This window comes from uncultured Olsenella sp. (assembly GCF_959602185.1).
Taxonomy (GTDB): Bacteria; Actinomycetota; Coriobacteriia; order Coriobacteriales; family Atopobiaceae; genus Olsenella_I; species Olsenella_I phocaeensis.
In genome coordinates this window covers 153956-172408 of sequence record NZ_CAUGRZ010000002.1, presented here as the reverse complement: position 1 = coordinate 172408, position 18453 = coordinate 153956, and the positions used below count along the sequence as shown (strand labels likewise).

The 18453-nt window shown below is 62.4% G+C and carries 19 protein-coding genes and 1 tRNA gene; 18 read left to right on the top strand and 2 right to left on the bottom strand.

Annotation, left to right across the window (positions count from 1 at the left end):
• Positions 1-47: 47 nt before the first annotated feature.
• From Q5923_RS02570 to Q5923_RS02555, 4 genes are all read left to right on the top strand, one after another.
• Positions 48-2027 carry a DUF2207 domain-containing protein gene (locus Q5923_RS02570; RefSeq protein WP_303131950.1) on the top strand — a complete coding sequence of 660 codons (1980 nt, stop codon included), beginning with the start codon at positions 48-50 and terminating at the stop codon, positions 2025-2027.
• A gap of 92 nt (positions 2028-2119) precedes the next feature.
• Positions 2120-2195: transfer RNA gene (locus Q5923_RS02565), tRNA-Phe, on the top strand.
• Positions 2196-2440: 245 nt separating this feature from the next.
• Positions 2441-3166: an AzlC family ABC transporter permease gene (locus tag Q5923_RS02560; protein WP_303131948.1), complete on the top strand. Its 726-nt coding sequence runs from the start codon at positions 2441-2443 to the stop codon at positions 3164-3166.
• Positions 3163-3489, top strand: coding sequence for an AzlD domain-containing protein (locus tag Q5923_RS02555; protein WP_072499846.1), 327 nt, complete (start codon positions 3163-3165; stop codon positions 3487-3489). Before Q5923_RS02560 ends, Q5923_RS02555 begins: the two co-directional genes overlap by 4 nt.
• A 336-nt stretch (positions 3490-3825) precedes the next feature.
• Here the strand turns inward: Q5923_RS02555 and Q5923_RS02550 are convergent, their stop codons facing one another.
• Complete coding sequence (locus tag Q5923_RS02550; protein WP_083558255.1) at positions 3826-4164, bottom strand: acylphosphatase; 339 nt, start codon at positions 4162-4164, stop codon at positions 3826-3828.
• Between the two features lie 119 nt (positions 4165-4283).
• On the opposite strand from Q5923_RS02550, the gene Q5923_RS02545 reads away from it, so the two are divergent.
• The 5 genes from Q5923_RS02545 to Q5923_RS02525 all read left to right on the top strand — a co-directional run bounded on the left by Q5923_RS02545 (position 4284) and on the right by Q5923_RS02525 (position 9867).
• Positions 4284-5225: a DegV family protein gene (locus tag Q5923_RS02545; RefSeq protein WP_009279661.1), complete on the top strand. Its 942-nt coding sequence runs from the start codon at positions 4284-4286 to the stop codon at positions 5223-5225.
• Positions 5226-5325: 100 nt separating this feature from the next.
• Positions 5326-7293, top strand: coding sequence for a subtype A tannase (locus tag Q5923_RS02540; protein WP_303131945.1), 1968 nt, complete (start codon positions 5326-5328; stop codon positions 7291-7293).
• 136 nt (positions 7294-7429) lie between these two features.
• Positions 7430-7921 carry a CarD family transcriptional regulator gene (locus tag Q5923_RS02535; protein ID WP_303131944.1) on the top strand — a complete coding sequence of 164 codons (492 nt, stop codon included), beginning with the start codon at positions 7430-7432 and terminating at the stop codon, positions 7919-7921.
• A gap of 129 nt (positions 7922-8050) precedes the next feature.
• Positions 8051-8347: an ACT domain-containing protein gene (locus Q5923_RS02530; RefSeq protein WP_009279658.1), complete on the top strand. Its 297-nt coding sequence runs from the start codon at positions 8051-8053 to the stop codon at positions 8345-8347.
• Between the two features lie 65 nt (positions 8348-8412).
• A complete protein-coding gene (locus Q5923_RS02525; protein ID WP_303131941.1) occupies positions 8413-9867 on the top strand; it encodes a citrate/2-methylcitrate synthase in 1455 nt (484 codons plus the stop codon).
• Between the two features lie 8 nt (positions 9868-9875).
• On the opposite strand, the gene Q5923_RS02520 is transcribed toward Q5923_RS02525, so the two are convergent.
• The gene (locus tag Q5923_RS02520) at positions 9876-10751 is read right to left on the bottom strand and encodes a MurR/RpiR family transcriptional regulator (RefSeq protein WP_303131939.1); all 876 of its coding nucleotides are present in this window, start codon (positions 10749-10751) and stop codon (positions 9876-9878) included.
• A gap of 229 nt (positions 10752-10980) precedes the next feature.
• Here Q5923_RS02520 and gndA point away from each other — a divergent pair, with 229 nt between their 5' ends.
• The 9 genes from gndA (at position 10981) to Q5923_RS02475 (ending at position 18402) form a co-directional block, all read left to right on the top strand.
• Positions 10981-12414 (top strand): NADP-dependent phosphogluconate dehydrogenase, encoded by a 1434-nt coding sequence (gndA, locus tag Q5923_RS02515; RefSeq protein ID WP_303131937.1) that lies wholly within the window; start codon positions 10981-10983, stop codon positions 12412-12414.
• A gap of 121 nt (positions 12415-12535) precedes the next feature.
• A complete protein-coding gene (locus Q5923_RS02510; RefSeq protein ID WP_303131935.1) occupies positions 12536-13330 on the top strand; it encodes a PTS sugar transporter subunit IIC in 795 nt (264 codons plus the stop codon).
• A 29-nt stretch (positions 13331-13359) separates the two neighbouring features.
• Positions 13360-14295: a PTS system mannose/fructose/sorbose family transporter subunit IID gene (locus Q5923_RS02505; protein WP_009279653.1), complete on the top strand. Its 936-nt coding sequence runs from the start codon at positions 13360-13362 to the stop codon at positions 14293-14295.
• A gap of 9 nt (positions 14296-14304) precedes the next feature.
• Positions 14305-14721 (top strand): PTS sugar transporter subunit IIA, encoded by a 417-nt coding sequence (locus tag Q5923_RS02500; RefSeq protein WP_303131932.1) that lies wholly within the window; start codon positions 14305-14307, stop codon positions 14719-14721.
• A gap of 5 nt (positions 14722-14726) precedes the next feature.
• Positions 14727-15221 carry a PTS sugar transporter subunit IIB gene (locus tag Q5923_RS02495; RefSeq protein ID WP_009279651.1) on the top strand — a complete coding sequence of 165 codons (495 nt, stop codon included), beginning with the start codon at positions 14727-14729 and terminating at the stop codon, positions 15219-15221.
• Positions 15222-15225: 4 nt separating this feature from the next.
• The gene (locus Q5923_RS02490; protein WP_303131929.1) at positions 15226-16200 is read left to right on the top strand and encodes a D-isomer specific 2-hydroxyacid dehydrogenase family protein; all 975 of its coding nucleotides are present in this window, start codon (positions 15226-15228) and stop codon (positions 16198-16200) included.
• An 86-nt stretch (positions 16201-16286) separates the two neighbouring features.
• Positions 16287-17003: an HAD family phosphatase gene (locus Q5923_RS02485; protein ID WP_303131927.1), complete on the top strand. Its 717-nt coding sequence runs from the start codon at positions 16287-16289 to the stop codon at positions 17001-17003.
• 16 nt (positions 17004-17019) lie between these two features.
• Positions 17020-17616 carry a hypothetical protein gene (locus Q5923_RS02480; RefSeq protein ID WP_303131925.1) on the top strand — a complete coding sequence of 199 codons (597 nt, stop codon included), beginning with the start codon at positions 17020-17022 and terminating at the stop codon, positions 17614-17616.
• A gap of 123 nt (positions 17617-17739) precedes the next feature.
• The gene (locus Q5923_RS02475; RefSeq protein ID WP_009279647.1) at positions 17740-18402 is read left to right on the top strand and encodes a bifunctional 4-hydroxy-2-oxoglutarate aldolase/2-dehydro-3-deoxy-phosphogluconate aldolase; all 663 of its coding nucleotides are present in this window, start codon (positions 17740-17742) and stop codon (positions 18400-18402) included.
• Positions 18403-18453: the final 51 nt, after the last annotated feature.

Here is an 18453-nt window from a genome sequence, read left to right as displayed (position 1 = left end):
CGGAGAGGGCTTCCAGGGCCCTCCCCCGAGACGGATCGGAGGGAACCATGTCGCTTCCCCGCAGCCATGCCCGCAAAATGCGGGTCCATGCCGTATTGCTTGCCGCGATTGCCCTGGTCGTTGCCGCGGCATTCCTGCCCCTGCGAGCACTGGCAAAGGACTACGCCATCACGCGCGTGGACATAGACGCCACCGTGGCGACGGACGGCAGCCTCTCGGTCACCGAGGACCGCATCTACGACTTCGATGGCTCGTTCCATGGGGTGTACTGGAAGATTCCCAAAGGGGAGTACGAGGGCAGGGAAGTGCAGGTGACCATCGGCGAGGTGGGCCTCGTGACCGACGGCTCCTTCGAGTCCTTCACCATGTCGAGCTCGGGCGACGACGGCACCTACACGGTGACCGACTACGGCAGCTACCTCCAGGTGAAGCTCTATTCGGCGCACGAGGACGAGTCGGCCACCTTCCGCATCAACTATGTCGACTCCCAGCTCGCACGTCGCTACGCCGACACCTCCGAGCTCTACTGGAAGTTCGTCTCGGATGGCTGGGACGTCGAGTCCCAGAACGTTCGCTGCGTGGTGCACCTACCCGTGCCCTCTGGCCAGACGGTGAGCGCGGGCGATAACGTGAGGGTCTGGGGGCACGGCCCCCTCGATGCCAGCGTGTACGTCGTGGACGGCAACGTCGTCTACAGCGTGCCAGGCGTGGGAAGCTCCGAGTACGCCGAGGCGCGCGTCGCCTTCCCGTCCGAATGGCTCTCTGACGCGACTGCCTCGAGCGAGGCGAGACTCGACTACATCACCTCGCAGGAGCAGGGCTGGGCAGACGAGGCCAACGCTAAGCGTGCGAAGGCCCGGGCGATCTCGTATGGGCTTTCGGGCTTCGGGGGCCTTGCCGCCATCGCGTCCTGCGCCTATGCGATATCCAGGCGCCTGAGGTACAAGGAGACGCACAAGCCCCAGTTCGACGACAAGTACTTCCGCGACGTCCCCTCCGCAGACCACCCCGCGGTTCTGGGGGCTCTCATCAAGGGCGGCACTCCGCAGCAGGAGGACCTCACTGCGTCACTCATGCGTCTCACCGACCTTGGGATGGCAAAGCTCAGCATGGTGAAGACGAGCCGCAAGGGCCTCTTTGGCCGGACCCACCAGGACAGCGAGTACCGGCTCGAGCTCACTCCCAACAACGTGGGCCGTTCCATCGCTCGTACCAAGGGGCCAGGCGAGGCACAGGCGCGACGCATCGACGAGGACACCATAAAGTTCCTCTTCCGCAAGATTGCCCCAAAGGGCACGCGCAGCGACTCGACCACCCTCTACTTCTCCGAGATTGGTGACGTTGCAAAGTCAGATGCCGAGACATACAGGGACGCATACGAGGACTGGGAGACGACCGTGGAGGCCTGCCTCACGGAGCGCCGCTTCTCCGAGGACGAGCATTCGAACGGTCGTGTGGGCCTGGCGCTCTTTGGCGGCATTGACGTCATCCTTGCCGTGGGCCTGGCGTTTCTCATGCTGATCGGAGAGGTCGCGGGGACGTGGGGGCTGCCCGCGGCCGTCCTCCTTGCCGTCGCAGGAGTCTTCTCGATCTGGAGCGCCCGCGGCATGGAGAGCCTCTCTTCCGAGGCGATCGAGCTCAAGGCGAAGCTGGAGGCACTCAGGCGCTGGCTCCTCGACTTCACCCGCCTTGAGGAGGCCATTCCCCAGGACGTGGTCCTCTGGAACCAGCTCCTGGTCCTGGCTGTCGTCCTCGGTGTCTCCGAGGAGGTCATCAAGCAGCTCAAGATCGCCGCACCACAGATTCTCGAGGATCCCCAGATCATGCCTGTGTACGGTTGGTATCACACCGAGCCCGGCCTGGGCAGGCCCGTCGCGGACTTTGGCGAGAACATCTCGCATGCCCACCAGGTCAGCACCGCCGAGCTCGCCAGCTCGTCCTTCAGCGACGGCGGTGGAGGTGGTGGCGGGTTCTCCGGTGGTGGCGGAGGCGGCTTCGGCGGAGGCGGCGGAGGCGGCGCCTTCTAGTCGGGAACCTTCACGAGAAGGAGATTCGAGAAATCCGTTGACGGCTTGGGATTCTTTGCTATATTAAACAGGCTTGCAAGCGCAAGCGCTTCGGCTGGGTAGCTCAGTTGGTAGAGCAGGGGACTGAAAATCCCCGTGTCAGGGGTTCGATTCCCTTCCCCGCCACCATAAAAAAGGCCCGTCTACCTGCGTGAAGGTAGACGGGCTTTCCTGTTGGGTGGGTATCTGTTCCTTGCGGTGTCCCATGCAAGCGCGTACACCTTCGCGCGCCTCCCGCATGCCAAATCGCGCGGGGTGCGCTAAGGCGACGTGACCGAATGGTTTCCCGACTGTGGCTTTGCCAAGGCGCGCTTCTCGAGGGTGCTAGCCTTTGCCCGCGGGATCGGTTTGTCGGTGATGCGCAAGGGGGCGCAATGGCTTCAAAAGAGGGGGGCAATGGCACCGTGGGTCGACGGCTTGCGCACGTGTTTCCCCATGCGCTGCCCGTCGTTCTCGCCTACCTGGTCATTGGGATCCCTTGTGGCGTGCTCGAGGCGCAGATTGGCTTCGGTCCCCTCCTCGCCCTCGCCTTCTCGTCCACCTTCTATACCGGCGCAGGCCAGTTCGTGCTGCCCCAGATGGTCCTTGCTGGGATGCCGCTTCCCACGACCATTGCGAGCATCGTGCTGGTGAGCTCGCGACAGCTTCTCTACTCGGCGGGACTTGCCCCCTACCTGGGCAAGGGTTCGCGCCTTGACGCGTTTGCGCTTGCGGCGACTGTCACGGACGAGTCCTTCGGCGTCAACCTCGACCGCTTTGCGGGAGATGCCGGCTGGGACGTTCGCGACGGCCTTCTCCTCAACCTCCTCTGCATGTCCGCGTGGGCGCTTGCCAATGCCGCAGGCGTGCTCGTAGGTGGCATGGTGAGCCTACCCACCGCGCTCATGTCATTTGGCATGACCTCGATCTTCGTGTGCCTGCTCCTGGGGCAGCTGCATGACGGGTCCACCTACGTCGCGGCCCTTGTCTCGGCACTCCTCGTCCTCGTCTGCAAGCTCGCTGACCTCCAGGGCGCAGCCGTGCTCCTCGGCGCCGCCGGTGGCGTTGTCTGCGGGCTTGCCTGGCAGGCCTGGGGCCGGAGTGGGGGTATCCGGTCATGAGCGCCTCTCAGATCGCCCTCACTTGGGCTGTCACCTTTGCTGCCATCCTCTCCTTCAGGACGTTGCCTCTGCTGCTCCTGAGGGGAAGGAGCCTCTCGCCCCGTGTCGGGGAGGCGCTCGGACTCATACCGGCCGCCGCCTTCGCCGGTTTGGTGGCAAACGACCTCCTCGACCCCTCGGCCATCGCGCGCGACCCGCTGGCAGCGGCGTCCGGGCTGGTCGCCGCCGTCATCGTCGCAATCGTGGCGCGTAGGACGAAGTCCCTGGTCCTCTGTGCCGCAGTGGGCATGTTGGCGTATGCGTTGTTGGGCCTTCTCGCCTAGCCCTTCGAGACGGGCGAGAGGATTCCCCTGCAGTCCTGCTGAGCACGCCGTTGCGCACAAGCAAATTATCCAGCACGCTGTTACGCACATTGGCGGTATCTGCCAACTGCGTGCGCGATGCGGCGAATGTGCGCAACTGCGTGCGTGGTGCTGCGACTGTGCGCAACTGCGTGCGTGGTGCTGCGACTGTGCGCGATGGCGTGCTAGGCGTCTGGGGGCGTGTGCAACGGCGTGTGTGGTGCTGTAGCGAACACGCAAACGTGTGCGGCAGCGTGCAGGATGTTGCAGCTCGCACGCTCGAACGCGACCGCCCGCCTCGCGGCGCGCCGTCTCCAGCTAGTAGCGCACGCGGAAGCCGACCTCTCCGGGCACGGGCTCGAGCTCGACCTTCGAGTCGATGCGATAGTCGATTGGGTAGCGGGCGTATGCGTTCGAGAAGCGCCCGAAGAACTCAGATATGGCGTCGTCCGTCCCCTGGAGCTCCATGCTCACGCTGCCGTCGTCCTCGTTCCTGACCCAGCCCGTGCAGCCCGACTCGCCGGCCACGTGCTGGGAGGTCCAGCGGAAGCCGACGCCCTGGACCTCTCCGCGAAACACCAGGCCCAGCCGTCTCGTCCCCTCGGGCAGGGGACCCTTCTCCCTGCCGTTCCGCCTCCGCAGACCAAAGCCAAGCATGAGGCAGCCCCCCCGTTCGGACGTCCAAAACCCTTGGGCGTACAATACCATCAGTAGGTTCCGCCGTGTCCGCTCGACGCCGGGCACGGCCCCAGGCCCACCCGCGCCGAGGAGGATGCATGCCAGCGAAGTTCAACCTGATGACGGATTCGCCCTGCGACTTCACGCAGCAGATGGTGGAGGACTCCGGCATACGCTGCCTGCACTTCAGTTACACCGAGGCCGGCCGTGAGGGCGGGCTCAGCGGCGAGGACGACCTCTTCCAAAGCCGTGACCCCCACAGCTTCTACGAGGAGATTCGCAAGGGCGCCTGCCCCATGACCTCCCAACCCTCCCAGCTGGAGTTCGAGCGCGCCTTCCGCGAGGCGGCGGAACTCGAGCTCCCTACCGTCTACCTCTGCTTCTCGAGCGGCATCTCGGGCTGCTACGAGGGGGCCCAGACGGCGCTCGCGCGTCTGGAGGAGGAGGTGGGCCACAGCCTGCCCATCAGCATCGTCGACCTCAAGCTGGGATCGACGGCGCAGTACCTCTTCGTGGTCGAGGCGATCCGCCAGCGTGACAAGGGCCTCACGGCAGACCAGATGGTCCGCTGGGCGGAGGAGGCGCGCTACTTCGTGCAGACCATCTTCATGGTGGACGACCTGGACGCCCTGCATCGCGGCGGGCGCGTTCCCAAGTCGGTCGCCGTCTTGGGCGGGGCCCTGGACGTGAAGCCCCTTCTCACCTTTGACCTCGACGGGGCGCTCAGCGTCATCGGCATCTCGCGTGGGCGCAAGAAGGGCCTGCGCAAGCTGGCTTCCTTCTACGAGCGGAACCACAACGACGACCTCTTCTCCAACGTGGTGGCCATCGGCAATGCCGACTGCCCCCGCGACGCCGACCGCCTCGCGGACATCATCCACAAGGGCAACGACTCGGCCGTCACCATGATCTCGACCATAGGGCCGACCATCGGCTGCCACGTCGGCCCCGGCATGGTCTCGTGCTGCTTCTGGGGAGAGGACCGCCGCCACGGGGCGTCGGTGGCAGACCAGATCTCACGGAGCGTCCGAGACCAGTAGCGCGGACGCCGGGCGGCCGCGCCACCACGTCATGGGGCGCGCCGTCCGGCACGAACGTCAGATACGGCGCGCAGGGGAGCGCACGCAACTAGGAGGACACATGAACGCCAGCAGAAGAGACTTCCTCGCCCTCTCGGCCGTAACCGCAGGCCTGGGCCTCGCCGCCTGCGCGCGTCCCGGCGGGCAGACGGGCGACCAGGCCACTGACCAGCAGCAGGAGCAGCCCTCCGTCGTTCTCGAGGAGTTCGAGGGGCTGGCACTCAAGGACGACGCCTGGAAGCACGACGCTGCCAACGACTGCTACTACCAGCTGGGCGTCAAGTACTGCTTGAAGCCCGGCAGCGAGTCCTACGAGTCCCTGGCCATCTTCGTGCCGGGTGCCTACTTCGACGCGCAGAAGTCGGGCGAGAGCTACAAGTGCACGGTGAAGCAGGACGCCACCCTGGCCGGACTCACCCCCAAGACGGCGCCCGTCGTCATGCCTGTGAACTCCGCCCGCCTCAACGCCCAGGCCTGCCCCACTTCCTACTCCTACGACGGCCTGAGCCGCTACCTCTCTGCCGGCATGGTGTACGTCTATGCGGGCTTCCGCGGTCGCTCCGCGGGAATCGCGAGCGACTCCCAGGACCTCTATCCGGGCGGCGCACCCTGGCCGGTCGTCGACCTCAAGGCGGCCGTGCGCTACCTGCGCTACAACGCCTCCAAGCTCCCCGCCAACCTGGACCGCGTCTTCGTCGCGGGCTACGGCGCGGGCGGCGGCGTCTCGGCGGTCCTCGGTGCGGGCGGGGACTCCGCGCTCTACCAGAAGTACCTGGAGGCCATCGGCGCCGTGACGCACGACCACGAGGGCAACGCGGTGTCCGACGCCATCTGCGGCTCCGCCTCCTGGTGTCCCGTCACCTCCTTCGACACCGCTGACGGGGCGTACGAATGGATGATGGGCCAGTTCTCCACCACGGGGACGCGCAAGGAGGGCAGCTGGACCGCCCAGCTCTCGCACGACCTCGCCGACTCCTACGGTGACTATGTGAACCAGCTCGGTCTGACGGACGGCGAGGGCAACGCCCTCGGGCTCGAGGAGACCTCGGACGGGAGCTACCTTGCGGGCGAGTACTACGACCAGCTGCTAGGTTGCATCGAGGACGGTGCGAGCAGCTTCCTCTCCAGCACTGAGTTCCCCTACACCTACACGCCTGCCCGCATGTCCGACTCCTGCTTTCCGGGCGACCCCAACCTCGCCGCCTCGGGTGCGGACGAGATCGACGCCCTGAGCTCCGCCGGCTCCACGTCCACGACCTCTGGTGCGGGCACGTCCGGGACGGGCGGAGATGGTACGGGGGCGGAGTCGTCTTCGGCCGGATCCGCGTCTACCACCACGTCGGCCACCGGCGTCTCCCAGGTGCAGTCCACGGTCTATGAGTCCCTGGGTAGCTACCTCTCTGCCCTCAACTCGGACTCGCGTTGGATCACCTACAGCAGCTCGCGCCAGACCGCGCGCATCACGGAGCTTTGGGACTTCGTCGCGAAGTGCCGCCCGGTACAGAAGGAGGTCTGCGCCTTCGACGCGCTGGACCGCTCTACCATGGCGAACCAGCTCTTTGGCATCGACGCCGAGTCCACCCTCCACTTCGACCGCACGGTGTCGGACCTCCTGGCCAATAACCAGGTGAGCTACGCGACCTTCGAGGGCTGGGACGGCAGCTACGTGAGCTCCTGGAGCGCGGACGTCGTGAAGAAGGACGCCTTGGGCGTGAGCATGGCCGACCGAGTCCAGTCCATGAACCCGCTGTACCACATCTGTGGCAGCTACGAGGGCTTCGGCCAGGCTAAGGTCGCCCCACACTGGCGCATCAACACGGGGCTCTTCCAGACCGAGTCCGCGCTCTGTGGGGAGCTCAACCTCGCGCGCGCCCTCTCGGCCTACGACGGCGTCAGGGACGTCGCCTTCACCCCGGTGTGGGGGAGGGGCTACGAGCTCGCCGAGGCCTCGGGAGACCCGCAGGACAGGCTTGTCGCCTGGGTCCTCTCCTGCCTGGAGTCCGAGGCTGCCGCCGTTCAGGCAAGTTAGGCTATCGCCGAGAAGGAAACAAATAAAGATACGGCTACCCTTACCTGAGTGCAAGAGTAAACAGAGCAGAATTTGAGATTTTCTCCCCTTCCGTGATAGACTCGAAGAAGCCGAACACGGAAGGGGTGCCATCTGCATGTATGAGGTAGGGGAGTACATCGTTCATCCGGGCCAGGGCGTCTGCAGGGTGGATGAGGTGGTCGATGACCCCCAGCCCAGCTATCAGCTCATGCCCGTGGGCGTGAGGCATCCCATGCGCATCAGCTTCCCCATTGCGAGCGAGTCGCGCCTGCGCCCCGTCCTCACCCACGACGAGGCGATGACCCTCATCGGCGAGTATCCCGACCTGGACGTCGTGGAGCTCGGTCCCAACAACAACGCCATGGAGGAGCACTTCAAGAACAAGATCCGCCGCGGCAGCTGTCGTGACTCCGTGCGCGTGGCGAAGACCTTCCGCCACCGCATCGCGCAGGTCAGGGCCAACAACAAGAAGCCGCCCGTGGCGTACGAGCGCATCCTCAAGCAGGCGCGCGAGCGCTCCCTGCAGGAGCTTGCGGTGGCCTTGGACTCCACCAAGGAGGACGTGCAGCAGCTCTTCGCCCAGCGCGAGGAGGCCGCCACGGCCTAGGTTACGCTTGTGCTCCCGCTTGGCCCGTCCGGCCGGGACGGGGGCGGGACTGCCATACAATGGTACGACGCAGAACCAGCGTGGGCGCCGATGCGGTGCCCACGCGCTCTTTGAGGGGAGAAACACCACATGGCGGTAGCAGATGAAGCCTCCAAGTCCCGTGCCATCATCACCGTCCTGGGCAGCGACCGCCCGGGCATCGTGGCCGCGGTCACGGCGGCGCTCGCGCATCACGGCGCAAACATCCTGGACATCTCCCAGACGATCCTGCAGGGTACCTTCACCATGACCATGCTGGTCGACCTGGCCGACTCCAAGGTCGACTTCTCCGCGCTCCAGGACGAGCTGAGCGGCCTCTCGGGCGAGCTGGGCGTGCAGACCAACATGCAGCGCGAGGAAGTCTTCAACTTCATGTACCGCCTCTAGCGCGGCCAGCCGCAGCGGCGCCCCCGCGCGCAATGGCGGCAGACGAGAGGAGCGTGGAAAGAGACATGCCCAAGAGTCCCCTGACGCATCGGGCTAGGAGCTTCCTCACCTCGAAGGACACCTCCGCCCTGAGCCACATAGCCGACGCCTACCCCATGCCCTCCGAGGGGCTGGGGCGTCCCGCCGCGTCCGATGGCCTCTACGAAGGCATGCAGCGTGCGGACAGGCTCCCGGACGAGCTCTACGAGCGCTACGACGTGAAGCGCGGCCTGCGCAACGCCGACGGCTCCGGGGTGCTTGTGGGCCTCACCACCATCTCGAACGTGCATGGCTATAACAAGGTGGACGGGCGCCTCGTCCCCGACCGCGGGGACCTCAGGTACCGTGGCTACTCCATCTCGGACCTTGTGGAGGGAAGCCACGCCGACGACCGCTTCGGCTACGAGGAGGTGGCCTACCTCCTCCTCTCCGGTGTCCTGCCCACTCAGGCGGAGCTCGACGACTTCCGTGCGCGCATCGACTCCCGCCGACAGCTGCCCGAGGGCTACCTGGACATCTTCCCGCGCGTCACCTACAGCCACTCCATCATGAACGTGCTGCAGCGCGCGACCCTCCTGCTCTACGCCTTCGACCGCAACCCGGACGACACCTCGCCCGAGCACGAGATAGACGTGGCGCTCTCGCTTCTGGGCCGCTGGCCCCGCGTGGCGAGCGTTGCGCACCAGGCCTACGTCGCCTCGAACGAGGGGGTGCGCCTGCGCGTGCCTCCCGCCCGAGAGGGCTACTCCATGGCCGAGACCATCCTGGACGTGCTGCGGGGGGACGAGGGCTTCAGCAGGAGCGAGGCCATGCTCCTCGACGCCATGCTCATGCTGCACGCGGAGCATGGCGGCGGCAACAACTCGAGCTTCACCTGCCGCGTGCTGAGCTCTTCGGGCACGGACGCCTACAGCGCCTACGCCGCCGCGCTGGGCTCCCTCAAGGGCCCCAAGCATGGGGGAGCCAACTACAAGGCAGGGGAGATGATCGAGGACATAGCCGCTCACGTGGGCGACTGGTCGAGCGACACGCAGGTGGCGGACTACCTCACGCGCATCCTGGGGCGCGAGGCCTTCGACGGGACCGGCCTCATATACGGCCTGGGGCATGCCGTATACACCGTGAGCGACCCGCGCGCCGAGGTCGTGCGCGAGCAGGCGAGGAAGCTTGCGGAGGAGAAGGGGGAGCTGGACAAGCTCGAGCTCATTGGCCGCGTGGAGAGGCTTGGCCCCGAGCTCATGCGCGAGGTGCGCGGCATCACCAAGCCCATCAGCACCAACATCGACCTCTACACAGGCTTCGTGTACTCCATGCTAGGCATCCCCAAGGACCTCTACACGCCCATCTTCGCCATGGCCCGCTGCGCCGGTTGGGCGGCCCATCGCATGGAGGAGCTCTATGGCGCCGCGCGCATCATACGTCCCGCCTACCGTTCGGTCATGGGGGACTCCGCCTACGTCCCCATAGGCAGGAGGGGCTAGGCTCGCTCCTAGAGGGGGTCCATCTGGCCCGAGTAGTCTGCCTTCGTGGTCGCAATCGCCCGGCGCATCTTGTGCAGGGTCTCTGATACCTGGGGCATCCTGAACATCACTGCCGTGTAGAGCGTGTCGATGAGGACGAGCTGGGAGATGCGGCTGGAGAGCGACTCGGAGCGATAGCCCGTCTCGTCCGAGATGGAGACGAGGACCACGTCCGCATTCTCCAACAGCTTGCTCGAGGGGTAGCTCGTGATGACGATGGTGCGCGCGCCCGCATCCTTTGCTATGGCGGAGAGGTGGATCATCTCCTTGGTGAGCCCGGTGTGGCTGATGATGATGGCGCAGTCTTCCGGCCCCATGACGGATGCCTGCATGAGCTGCAGGTGGTAGTCTTGGGCGAACTGGGAGCGCAGGGGAGAGCGAAGGAACTTCTGGTATGAGTCGTAGGCGACTGCGTTCGACTCTCCACAGCCGTGGAATGACACTCGCGTCGACCCCAGGAGTATGTCGACGGCGTTCGATATCGCTTCGGGGTCCTGCAGGCGCAACGTGTCTTCGAGAGACTTGATGCTTGACTGGAACACGTGCTGGGTTACGGTCGGGATGTCGTCGTCCGGGCAAATGTTCTCGTGGATGGACGTCTGCGGGTCGTAGGCATCTGCGAGAAGGTCGTCACGGAATTCCCTGAATCCCTGGTAGCCTAACCGCTTCGCGAACTTGAAGATGGTCGAGTCCGCAAGTCGGAGCTTCGAGGCCATCTCGCTGATCGTCATTCGGGAGGCCTCGACGGGATTGGCAAGGATGAACTGAGCAATTTTCTGCTCCTTCGGCGTGAAGGTCGAAGAAGAGGACTTGATTCTGAGCAGCACGGCAGGGGTTGTGCTCATTGCGCTCGTCCAATCTCAAGAGTAGAACGTCGCTTTTAATAAAAGCAATTATAAAAAATACCTGCAATATTATCGCCTGAATGACCTGCCACCGCAAATCGCGACAAAAAACAAAAAAATTTCGACACCAAATACTAAATTAGAAAAAACTAGTCTAGAATATGACGAGTCTCAGAAGTTCATGTGTGGTTTGCGTTGTCCAGAAGGATCTCTTTGAAAGGGGAGCGCCATGGGCAGTTACGTGGGAGTCGTCGGAATGGGAGTGATGGGCCAGAGTCTTGCCCTCAACATCGCCAATCATGGCTATACCGTCTCGGTCTACAACCGTCACGGCGAGGCGACCAAGGACTTCATGGAGAGTCGCGTGAAGGCCCAGAAGGACAAGGTCACCGCAACATACGAGCTCAAGGACTTCGTGGACTCGCTTGAGGCTCCCCGCAAGATCATCCTCATGGTGAAGGCCGGTCCAGTGGTCGATGCGGTCACCGACAGCCTCCTTCCCTTACTCAGCGAGGGCGACATCGTCGTCGACGCCGGGAACTCCTATTACAAGGACACGAGTCGTCGCATGGCGGACTATGCAAAGAAGGGAATCAGCTTCTTCGGCATGGGCGTGTCCGGAGGCGAGAAGGGCGCCCTCGTCGGGCCGTCCATCATGCCCAGCGGCGACAAGAAGCTCTATGACGACTACCTCGGCAAGCTGCTGACCGACATCTCGGCCCATACCGAGGACGGAAGCCCCTGCTGCGACTACATCGGCCCGGAGGGGTCCGGCCAGTATGTCAAGATGGTGCACAACGGCATCGAGTACGGTGACATCCAGATCATCGACGAGGCCTACTTCATCATGAAGAACGTGCTCGGAATGAGCAATGCCGAGATGGCAGACACCTTCGAGAGCTGGAACAACGGCCGCCTGGACTCCTTCCTGATAGAGATAACCTACAAGATCCTTCGCGAGAAGGACCCTGATACGGGTGACGACCTCATTGACCACATCCTGGACGAAGCCGCCCAGAAGGGCACGGGCATGTGGACGGCAATCGAGGGCCTCGAGATGCACATGGCGATTCCCACTATGGCCGAGGCGGTGTTCGCACGCAACCTCTCTGCCGTGAAGGACGAGCGCGTCATCGCCTCAAAGGTGTTCACCGACAAGCCGAGCGTGAGCGTCGAGGACAGGGATGCGCTGCTCGCCGACCTCGAGCAGGCGGTGTACGCGAGCAAGATCATGTCCTACGCGCAGGGGTTCCAGCTTCTGGAAAAGGCATCCCGCGAGCATGACTGGAACCTCAAGCTCGGTGACATCGCACTGCTCTGGCGCGAGGGCTGCATCATTCGCGCGAAGTTCCTCGGCCGCATCAAGGCGGCATATGACCAGAGTGACGGCAAGGTTCAGAACCTCATGCTCACCGACGAGTTTCGCGACGAGATAAAGGCTGCCGTGCCTGGTTGGCGACGTGTGGTCGTCAAGGCCATCGAGGCCGGCGTCTATGTCCCGACCCTTGCCAACTCCCTTATGTACTTCGATGGCTATACGAGTGAGTTTCTCTCTGCAAATCTCTGCCAGGCACAGCGAGATTGGTTCGGAGCCCACACCTACCACCGCGATGACCAGCCTCACGAGCTTTCCTTCCACCACAAGTGGGAGGAGCTGGACTAGAGACGAGCGCAGGATGCTCTCGTACGAGGGGAGGCGAGGGACAAGGAAGAAGTGCCTCAGCTTCGGAGTTCCATTCGCCGTTGAGGCGAATGAGCAAGGAACCTAATCGAAAGGAAGCAACATGAGTGTTATCCAAGCGCTGCTTATTGCTTTGTTCGTGGCGGCAGTCGAGTCGCGTGCTTTGGGCTACGCTACGCTCACCATGCGTTTCTCCCCCCTCATGACGGGCATGTATGTCGGTCTGGTGCTGGGCAACATGCCCCTTGCGATGGTCACCACCGCTGCAATTCAGCTCATCTACATGGGCGTCGTCGCACCTGGCGGTCCCCTCCCCTCCGAGCCCTCGATCTCTGCCGCAGTTGCCGTCTCCGCAGCCGTCATCGGCAATCTTGACGCCAACGCAGCGGTTGCCATCGCCGTCCCCGTCGGACTGCTTGGTAGCTATCTGTACCAGTTCCGCTTCTTCCTGAACACCTTTGCCATTCGCAAGATGGACCAGTACGCCATCGAGGGCGACAGCGCCAAGCTCGGCTTCTGGATTGGTGCGGTTCCGACGCTCATCTCCTTTGCACTGTTCGTGCCCCTCATGTTCATCGCCTTGTACCTTGGCGCTCCCGTCATCTCTGACTTCATGAGCTCCATCAGCAACGGTCCCGTGCTCCACGTGCTCAGCACCGTCGGCGGTGGCCTCGCCGCCCTTGGCATCGCCGTGACCATGCATGTCATCGGCAACCGCTCGCTGCTGCCCTTCTTCTTCCTGGCGTACTTCCTGGTGGTTACCTCCAACACCTTCATCAGCGCCCTCTCGAAGGCGGAGATCACCGTTCCTGCGATCACCACAGTCACTTGGGCCGTCTTTGGCGTGATCATCGCAATTCTCTACTCGCTGTTCACTGCCAAGAAGTCAAACGACTAGTCCATCCGACAAAGAAAGGAGCATGAGCCATGAGCGAAGAGAAGACCATCCTGTCCAATGACTACAAGGACTATCTGAACGAAGAGGGCGTCATCGAAGGCGACCCGGCTCTGATGCTTGGCGAAGAGAACGCTCCGGAGGAAATCACCAAGAAGGACCTCCTCAAGGCGTGGTTCCGCGGTTGGTGGGCAAACGAGGTTCCCCACTCCTTCGACCGCATGATTGCACCCGCCTTCCTCTTCGGCCTCATGCCAATTCTCAAGAAGCTCTACAAGAACAAGGTCATGCTGGGTGAGGCCTACCAGCGGCATATGGTGTTCTTCAACACCCAGGCCATTTGGGGTCAGGGCCTCATCACTGGCATCACCGCCTCCCTTGAGGAGGAGCGCGCGAAGGCCCTCCACGAGGGCAGGGTCGACGAGGCGATCTCGCCAGAAATCATAAACAGCACCAAGGTCGGCCTCATGGGACCCCTCGCTGGCATCGGTGACTCCATTGACTCTGGTACCGTGCAGTACATCTTCATCGCGATGTTCCTGCCCCTTGCCCAGCAGGGCAGCGCTGCCGGCGCACTTCTGCCCTGGCTCTGCTTCACCACCGCGACGTTCCTCTACGGCTTCGCGTTCGTCCAGCTCGGTCACAGGCTCGGTCGCCGTGCTGCTCTCGAGGTCATGAAGGGCGAGCGCATACGCACCATCATTGATGGCCTGGGCGTCCTTGGCCTGTTCATGATGGGCATCCTCGCCGCAAGCTACGTCAAGCTCTCTTCCCCTCTGGCGTTCGAGCTGAGCGGCAAGACCTTTGCCATCCAGTCGATCCTCGATGGAATCCTTCCTGGTGCGATTCCCCTGGCGGCAGTGGTCGCCCTGTACTTCTACTTCAAGAAGAACGGCCTGAAGATTACCAAGGCCATGCTGATCTACACGGCGGTCCTGATCGTGCTCGGCATTCTGAACGTCCTTTAGGAGGTTGGCGTGAAGGCTAGAAAGGTCCTCGTCATCACCCACGGCCACTTCGGCATCGAGCTCGTCAAGAGCGTCGAGATGATCATGGGCAAGCAGGACTTCATTGATGCCATGGGCCTGGTCCCTGGACAGTCGGTTGACGATTTGCGTCAGCAGACCTTCGACGTTCTTGCCAAGAACGACGCCGAGGGAGCGGAGACGATCGTCGCATGTGACCTCTTCGGGGGAAGCCCCGGCAACGTCGCTCTCTCCTGTTTGGGCAAAAGCGATTGTAAGGTTGTCCTGGGCGTGAACATGCCTTTCCTGATCGAGCTGATTCAGGACGTGAATGACATCGAGAGCATCGACGAGCTCATTGACACGGCTATGGAGGCAGGGCGCGCTGGACTCATCAAAAAGGACAGAGCAACTCTACTGAAGGGATAGTGACAATGGCTGTTATCAATCTCGCCCGCATCGACGATCGACTGATTCATGGTCAGGTCATGCAGGTCTGGTCCAAGGGACATGGCACCAATGCGATTTTCGTCGTAGATGACGCTACGGCGAGCGACGAGTTCATGAAGGAGATCTACGAGTCGACGCAGTCTACGGGGAACATGAAGATCAAAGTCTTCTCCTCTGACGGAATCGTCGACGAGTGGAACAAGAACCAGTTCGGCGACTACAAGCTCATGCTGGTCTACAAGAGCGCTGCCTACGTCAAGAAGTCCGTCGACGGTGGCATCCCTCTGCCCTTCGTAGACGTGGGAGGCATCGCCATCAGGCCCGGTTCCACGCGCATCATACCCTCCGTGGGTCTGAACGAGAAAGATGCAGAGCTGCTCAAGGCTGTTCAGGACAAGGGCGTCGAGGTGTTCTTCCAGAACATCCCCTCGAGCGAGAAGGTCAGCCTGGACGACGCAATCAAGAGGATGGGGAAGTAGCTCCATGGACTATCGCATTGCAATCGTCAACTCTTCATCCTTCGGCCAGTACTTTCCGGAGCATCTGGATCGTCTGAAGGCCATGGGCGAAGTTGTTCGGGTCCGCGTTTCTGGCGATGCTCATGGGCGCGAGCTCGCCGAGGCGCTCAAGGGCTTCAACGTCGTCATTGCGTCGGTCACTCCGTTCTTCGACGCTGAGTTCTTCGAGGCAAAGAGGGATCTGCTCCTGCTGAGCAGACATGGGATAGGGTTCAACAACGTCGACGTCGTCGCAGCGTGCGCGGCGGGGACGCTCGTGACAACCGTCCCACCCAAGGTCGAGCGTGACGCCGTGGCAGAGGGCGCGGTCGCGACCCTGATGGACATCATGCGCAGGGTCAGTGACTCCCACGTTGCAGCAAACGAGGGCCGTTGGGCTGACAGGGCCTCCTTCATCGGGTCCGGCCTGTCGGGAAAGACGCTGGGTATCGTGGGTTGCGGAAACATAGGGTCCCGCATCGTCGAGATTCTGAGCCGTGGCTTCGACATGCGCGTGCTCGCCTGCGATCCTGTGCAACACGAGATGTGGGCAGACGTTCTTGGCGTGGAGTACGTCGACATCGACACGGTAGTGTCCCAGTGCGACGTCCTGACTCTCAACGCGGACCTGAATCCCAGCTCCTTCCACATAATCGGGGAGCGAGAGCTTTCGCTGATGAAGAAGGGTGTCTACGTCGTCGACAACGCTCGGGCGGACCTCATCGACCAACAGGCGATGCTCAGGGCCTTGGACGACGGGACGGTTGCCGGCCTTGCGATCGACGTCATGCACGACGAGCCTCCGGCGTTGGATGACCCCTATTTCAACCATCCCAAGGTTCTCGTTACCACGCACATCTCGGCATATACCGCCGAATGCCTGTATGGCATGGGTGAGAAGTGCGTTGGCGACGTGGAACGCTACGTCAGGGGAGAAGCTCCGGTCAATGCAAAGGACTAGGATGCGGAACCAGTAGGCATACATCTCACAGGAACCGTTCCGGCCAGCTTTTGCCGGAACGGTTCCCTGCGTTTTGAGGAGGGCCGATGAGCCTAATCGAAGGTGTTATCTTTGACATGGACGGGCTCGTGCTGGACACGGAGCGGCTGGGTTACGAGGCGTACCTGCGTTCGGCAAGGAAGTTCGGCTTCCAGGTGAACGATCGGGTCCACATGTATCTTGCCGGTCGCACCGAACCGACGGTCGTGGCAGGGCTCCATGAGCTCTATGGCGACGAGCACGATGTCCAGACGTGGAGGAAGGACATTCTCGCCGAAAAGCGCAAGGTTTTGGAAGAGCATGGGGGCAGGCCGGGAAAGAAGCCTGGCCTTCTAGAGCTGCTCAATTACCTGGCCGAGCGTGGTTTGCCCCATGCCTTGGCCAGCTCTTCCTCAAGGGACCAGGTGAAGAGCCTTCTCTCGAGCGAACATCTCTGTCATGCCTTTCCCCAGATGGTGACGGGCGATATGGTGACTCGCAGCAAGCCTGACCCCGAGATCTTTCTTGATGCTGCGGCACTCCTGGAGGCATCCCCGAATCGTTGCCTCGTGCTCGAGGACAGTGCTGTTGGCATCAAGGCTGCAGTGGCGGGTGGCTTCATTCCCGTGTTCGTCTTCGATGACATCTCCGCCGAAGGACGCGTGGACGGAGACATCAGGGCTCGCATTCCATTGGACAATCCTCATTCTGCCGGATCCCTTGCAAGATATGCTCCCAGAGACCTTTCGGGCGTGATAGGCATCATCGAGGCGTTGGAGTCATAGATTGGATGGTGCGGGTATGGACAAGGTCATCGTCTCGACCGATGTGCGCAAGCTCACTTCGGTCTCCATTTCATATCTTGCAATCGCCTTCGTCGTTCTCTGGCTGGGGTTCTTTGCGACGGATTCTCTGGTGATGCGAGTGCTTTGCGCATTCGTGGCGCTCCTCCTCGGTGCCGGAGTCATTCACAACCTGCGACAGATTTCCAAGAGGCGTGTACTGTTCATCGCAGACGAGCGAGGTGTGACAGACTACACCAAGGAAGACGACGTGCTGTTCATGCCTTGGGAAAGAATCGAGCGCGTGGAGCTCAAGTCCTCCAACTCCAATGAGCTCATGCTCGACGTCGTGGGCTTCAAGCCTTCGGACGAGGTGGAGGGGCTGAGCGACGAGCAGCGGCAGGCCCTCGATGACGCCGGAGGAAAGGCGTTCTTCCTCCTGGAGCTTTCTGGGCTCTGGGTGTCACGTTCAAGATTAAGGAATGCCTTCGCCGAGATGAGGACGCTGGGGGAGAGGTATGGGGAGAATGTACTGTTCCAGGATTTCAAGGATCCGCTTGCATTAGCTGCGGAGAAGAGATCCCAATCGAAGAAGGACGCTTCGCGCGATAGATAACTACCACCTTACGTTGAGCTACGAAGAAAAACAAAAAAAATTTCCTATGCTTTCGAATTAGAAAAATAATTTCGTTATACTGAAGACAGAAGAGGAAAAGTTTCGATTTCCGGGGAGGCCTTCATGGCTGACGGCGCATTCATGAAAGAGAACGGCTTTTACGAAGACGTTGCCCGTTGTGGTGTGGTTCCTGTCGTGGTGCTAGACGATCCGGCTGATGCCGTTCCCCTGGCACGTGCGCTCGAGGAGGGTGGACTTCCTGCGGCGGAGGTGACGTTCAGGACCGCCGCGGCGGCAGAGTGCATCTCGCTGATTTCCCGCGAGTGCCCGGGCGTCCTGGTTGGCGCTGGAACCGTCCTTGACCTGGAGCAGGCAAAGCGTGCCGTCGACGCGGGTGCAAGGTACCTCGTCTCTCCAGGCACGGATCGCGATGTCGTCGAGTGGGCCCTCTCCGAGCATGTGAACGTCATCCCCGCCGGCGTCACGTCCACCGAGATCACCTGGCTGAGGAACCAGGGAATCGATGTGACGAAGTTCTTCCCGGCGAACCTTTTTGGGGGTGCGAAGGCGATTTCGGCACTCGCCTCGGTCTTCGTTGGGCACAAGTTCATGCCCACGGGCGGAGTGAGCCTGGACAACCTCGAGGAGTACCTCTCCAATCCTGCGGTGATTGCGGCAGGGGGAACGTGGATGGTGAAGCCCGCCCTGTTCGCGGACGGCGACTTCTCCGAGGTGACGCGCATCGCGCGAGAGGCGTCGGAACGCGTGTCAGGGATTCGCTCCTAAGGACGCGAGGGCTTTCGCAGTATTCACGCCGTGTGGATGGAGATGAGTGAC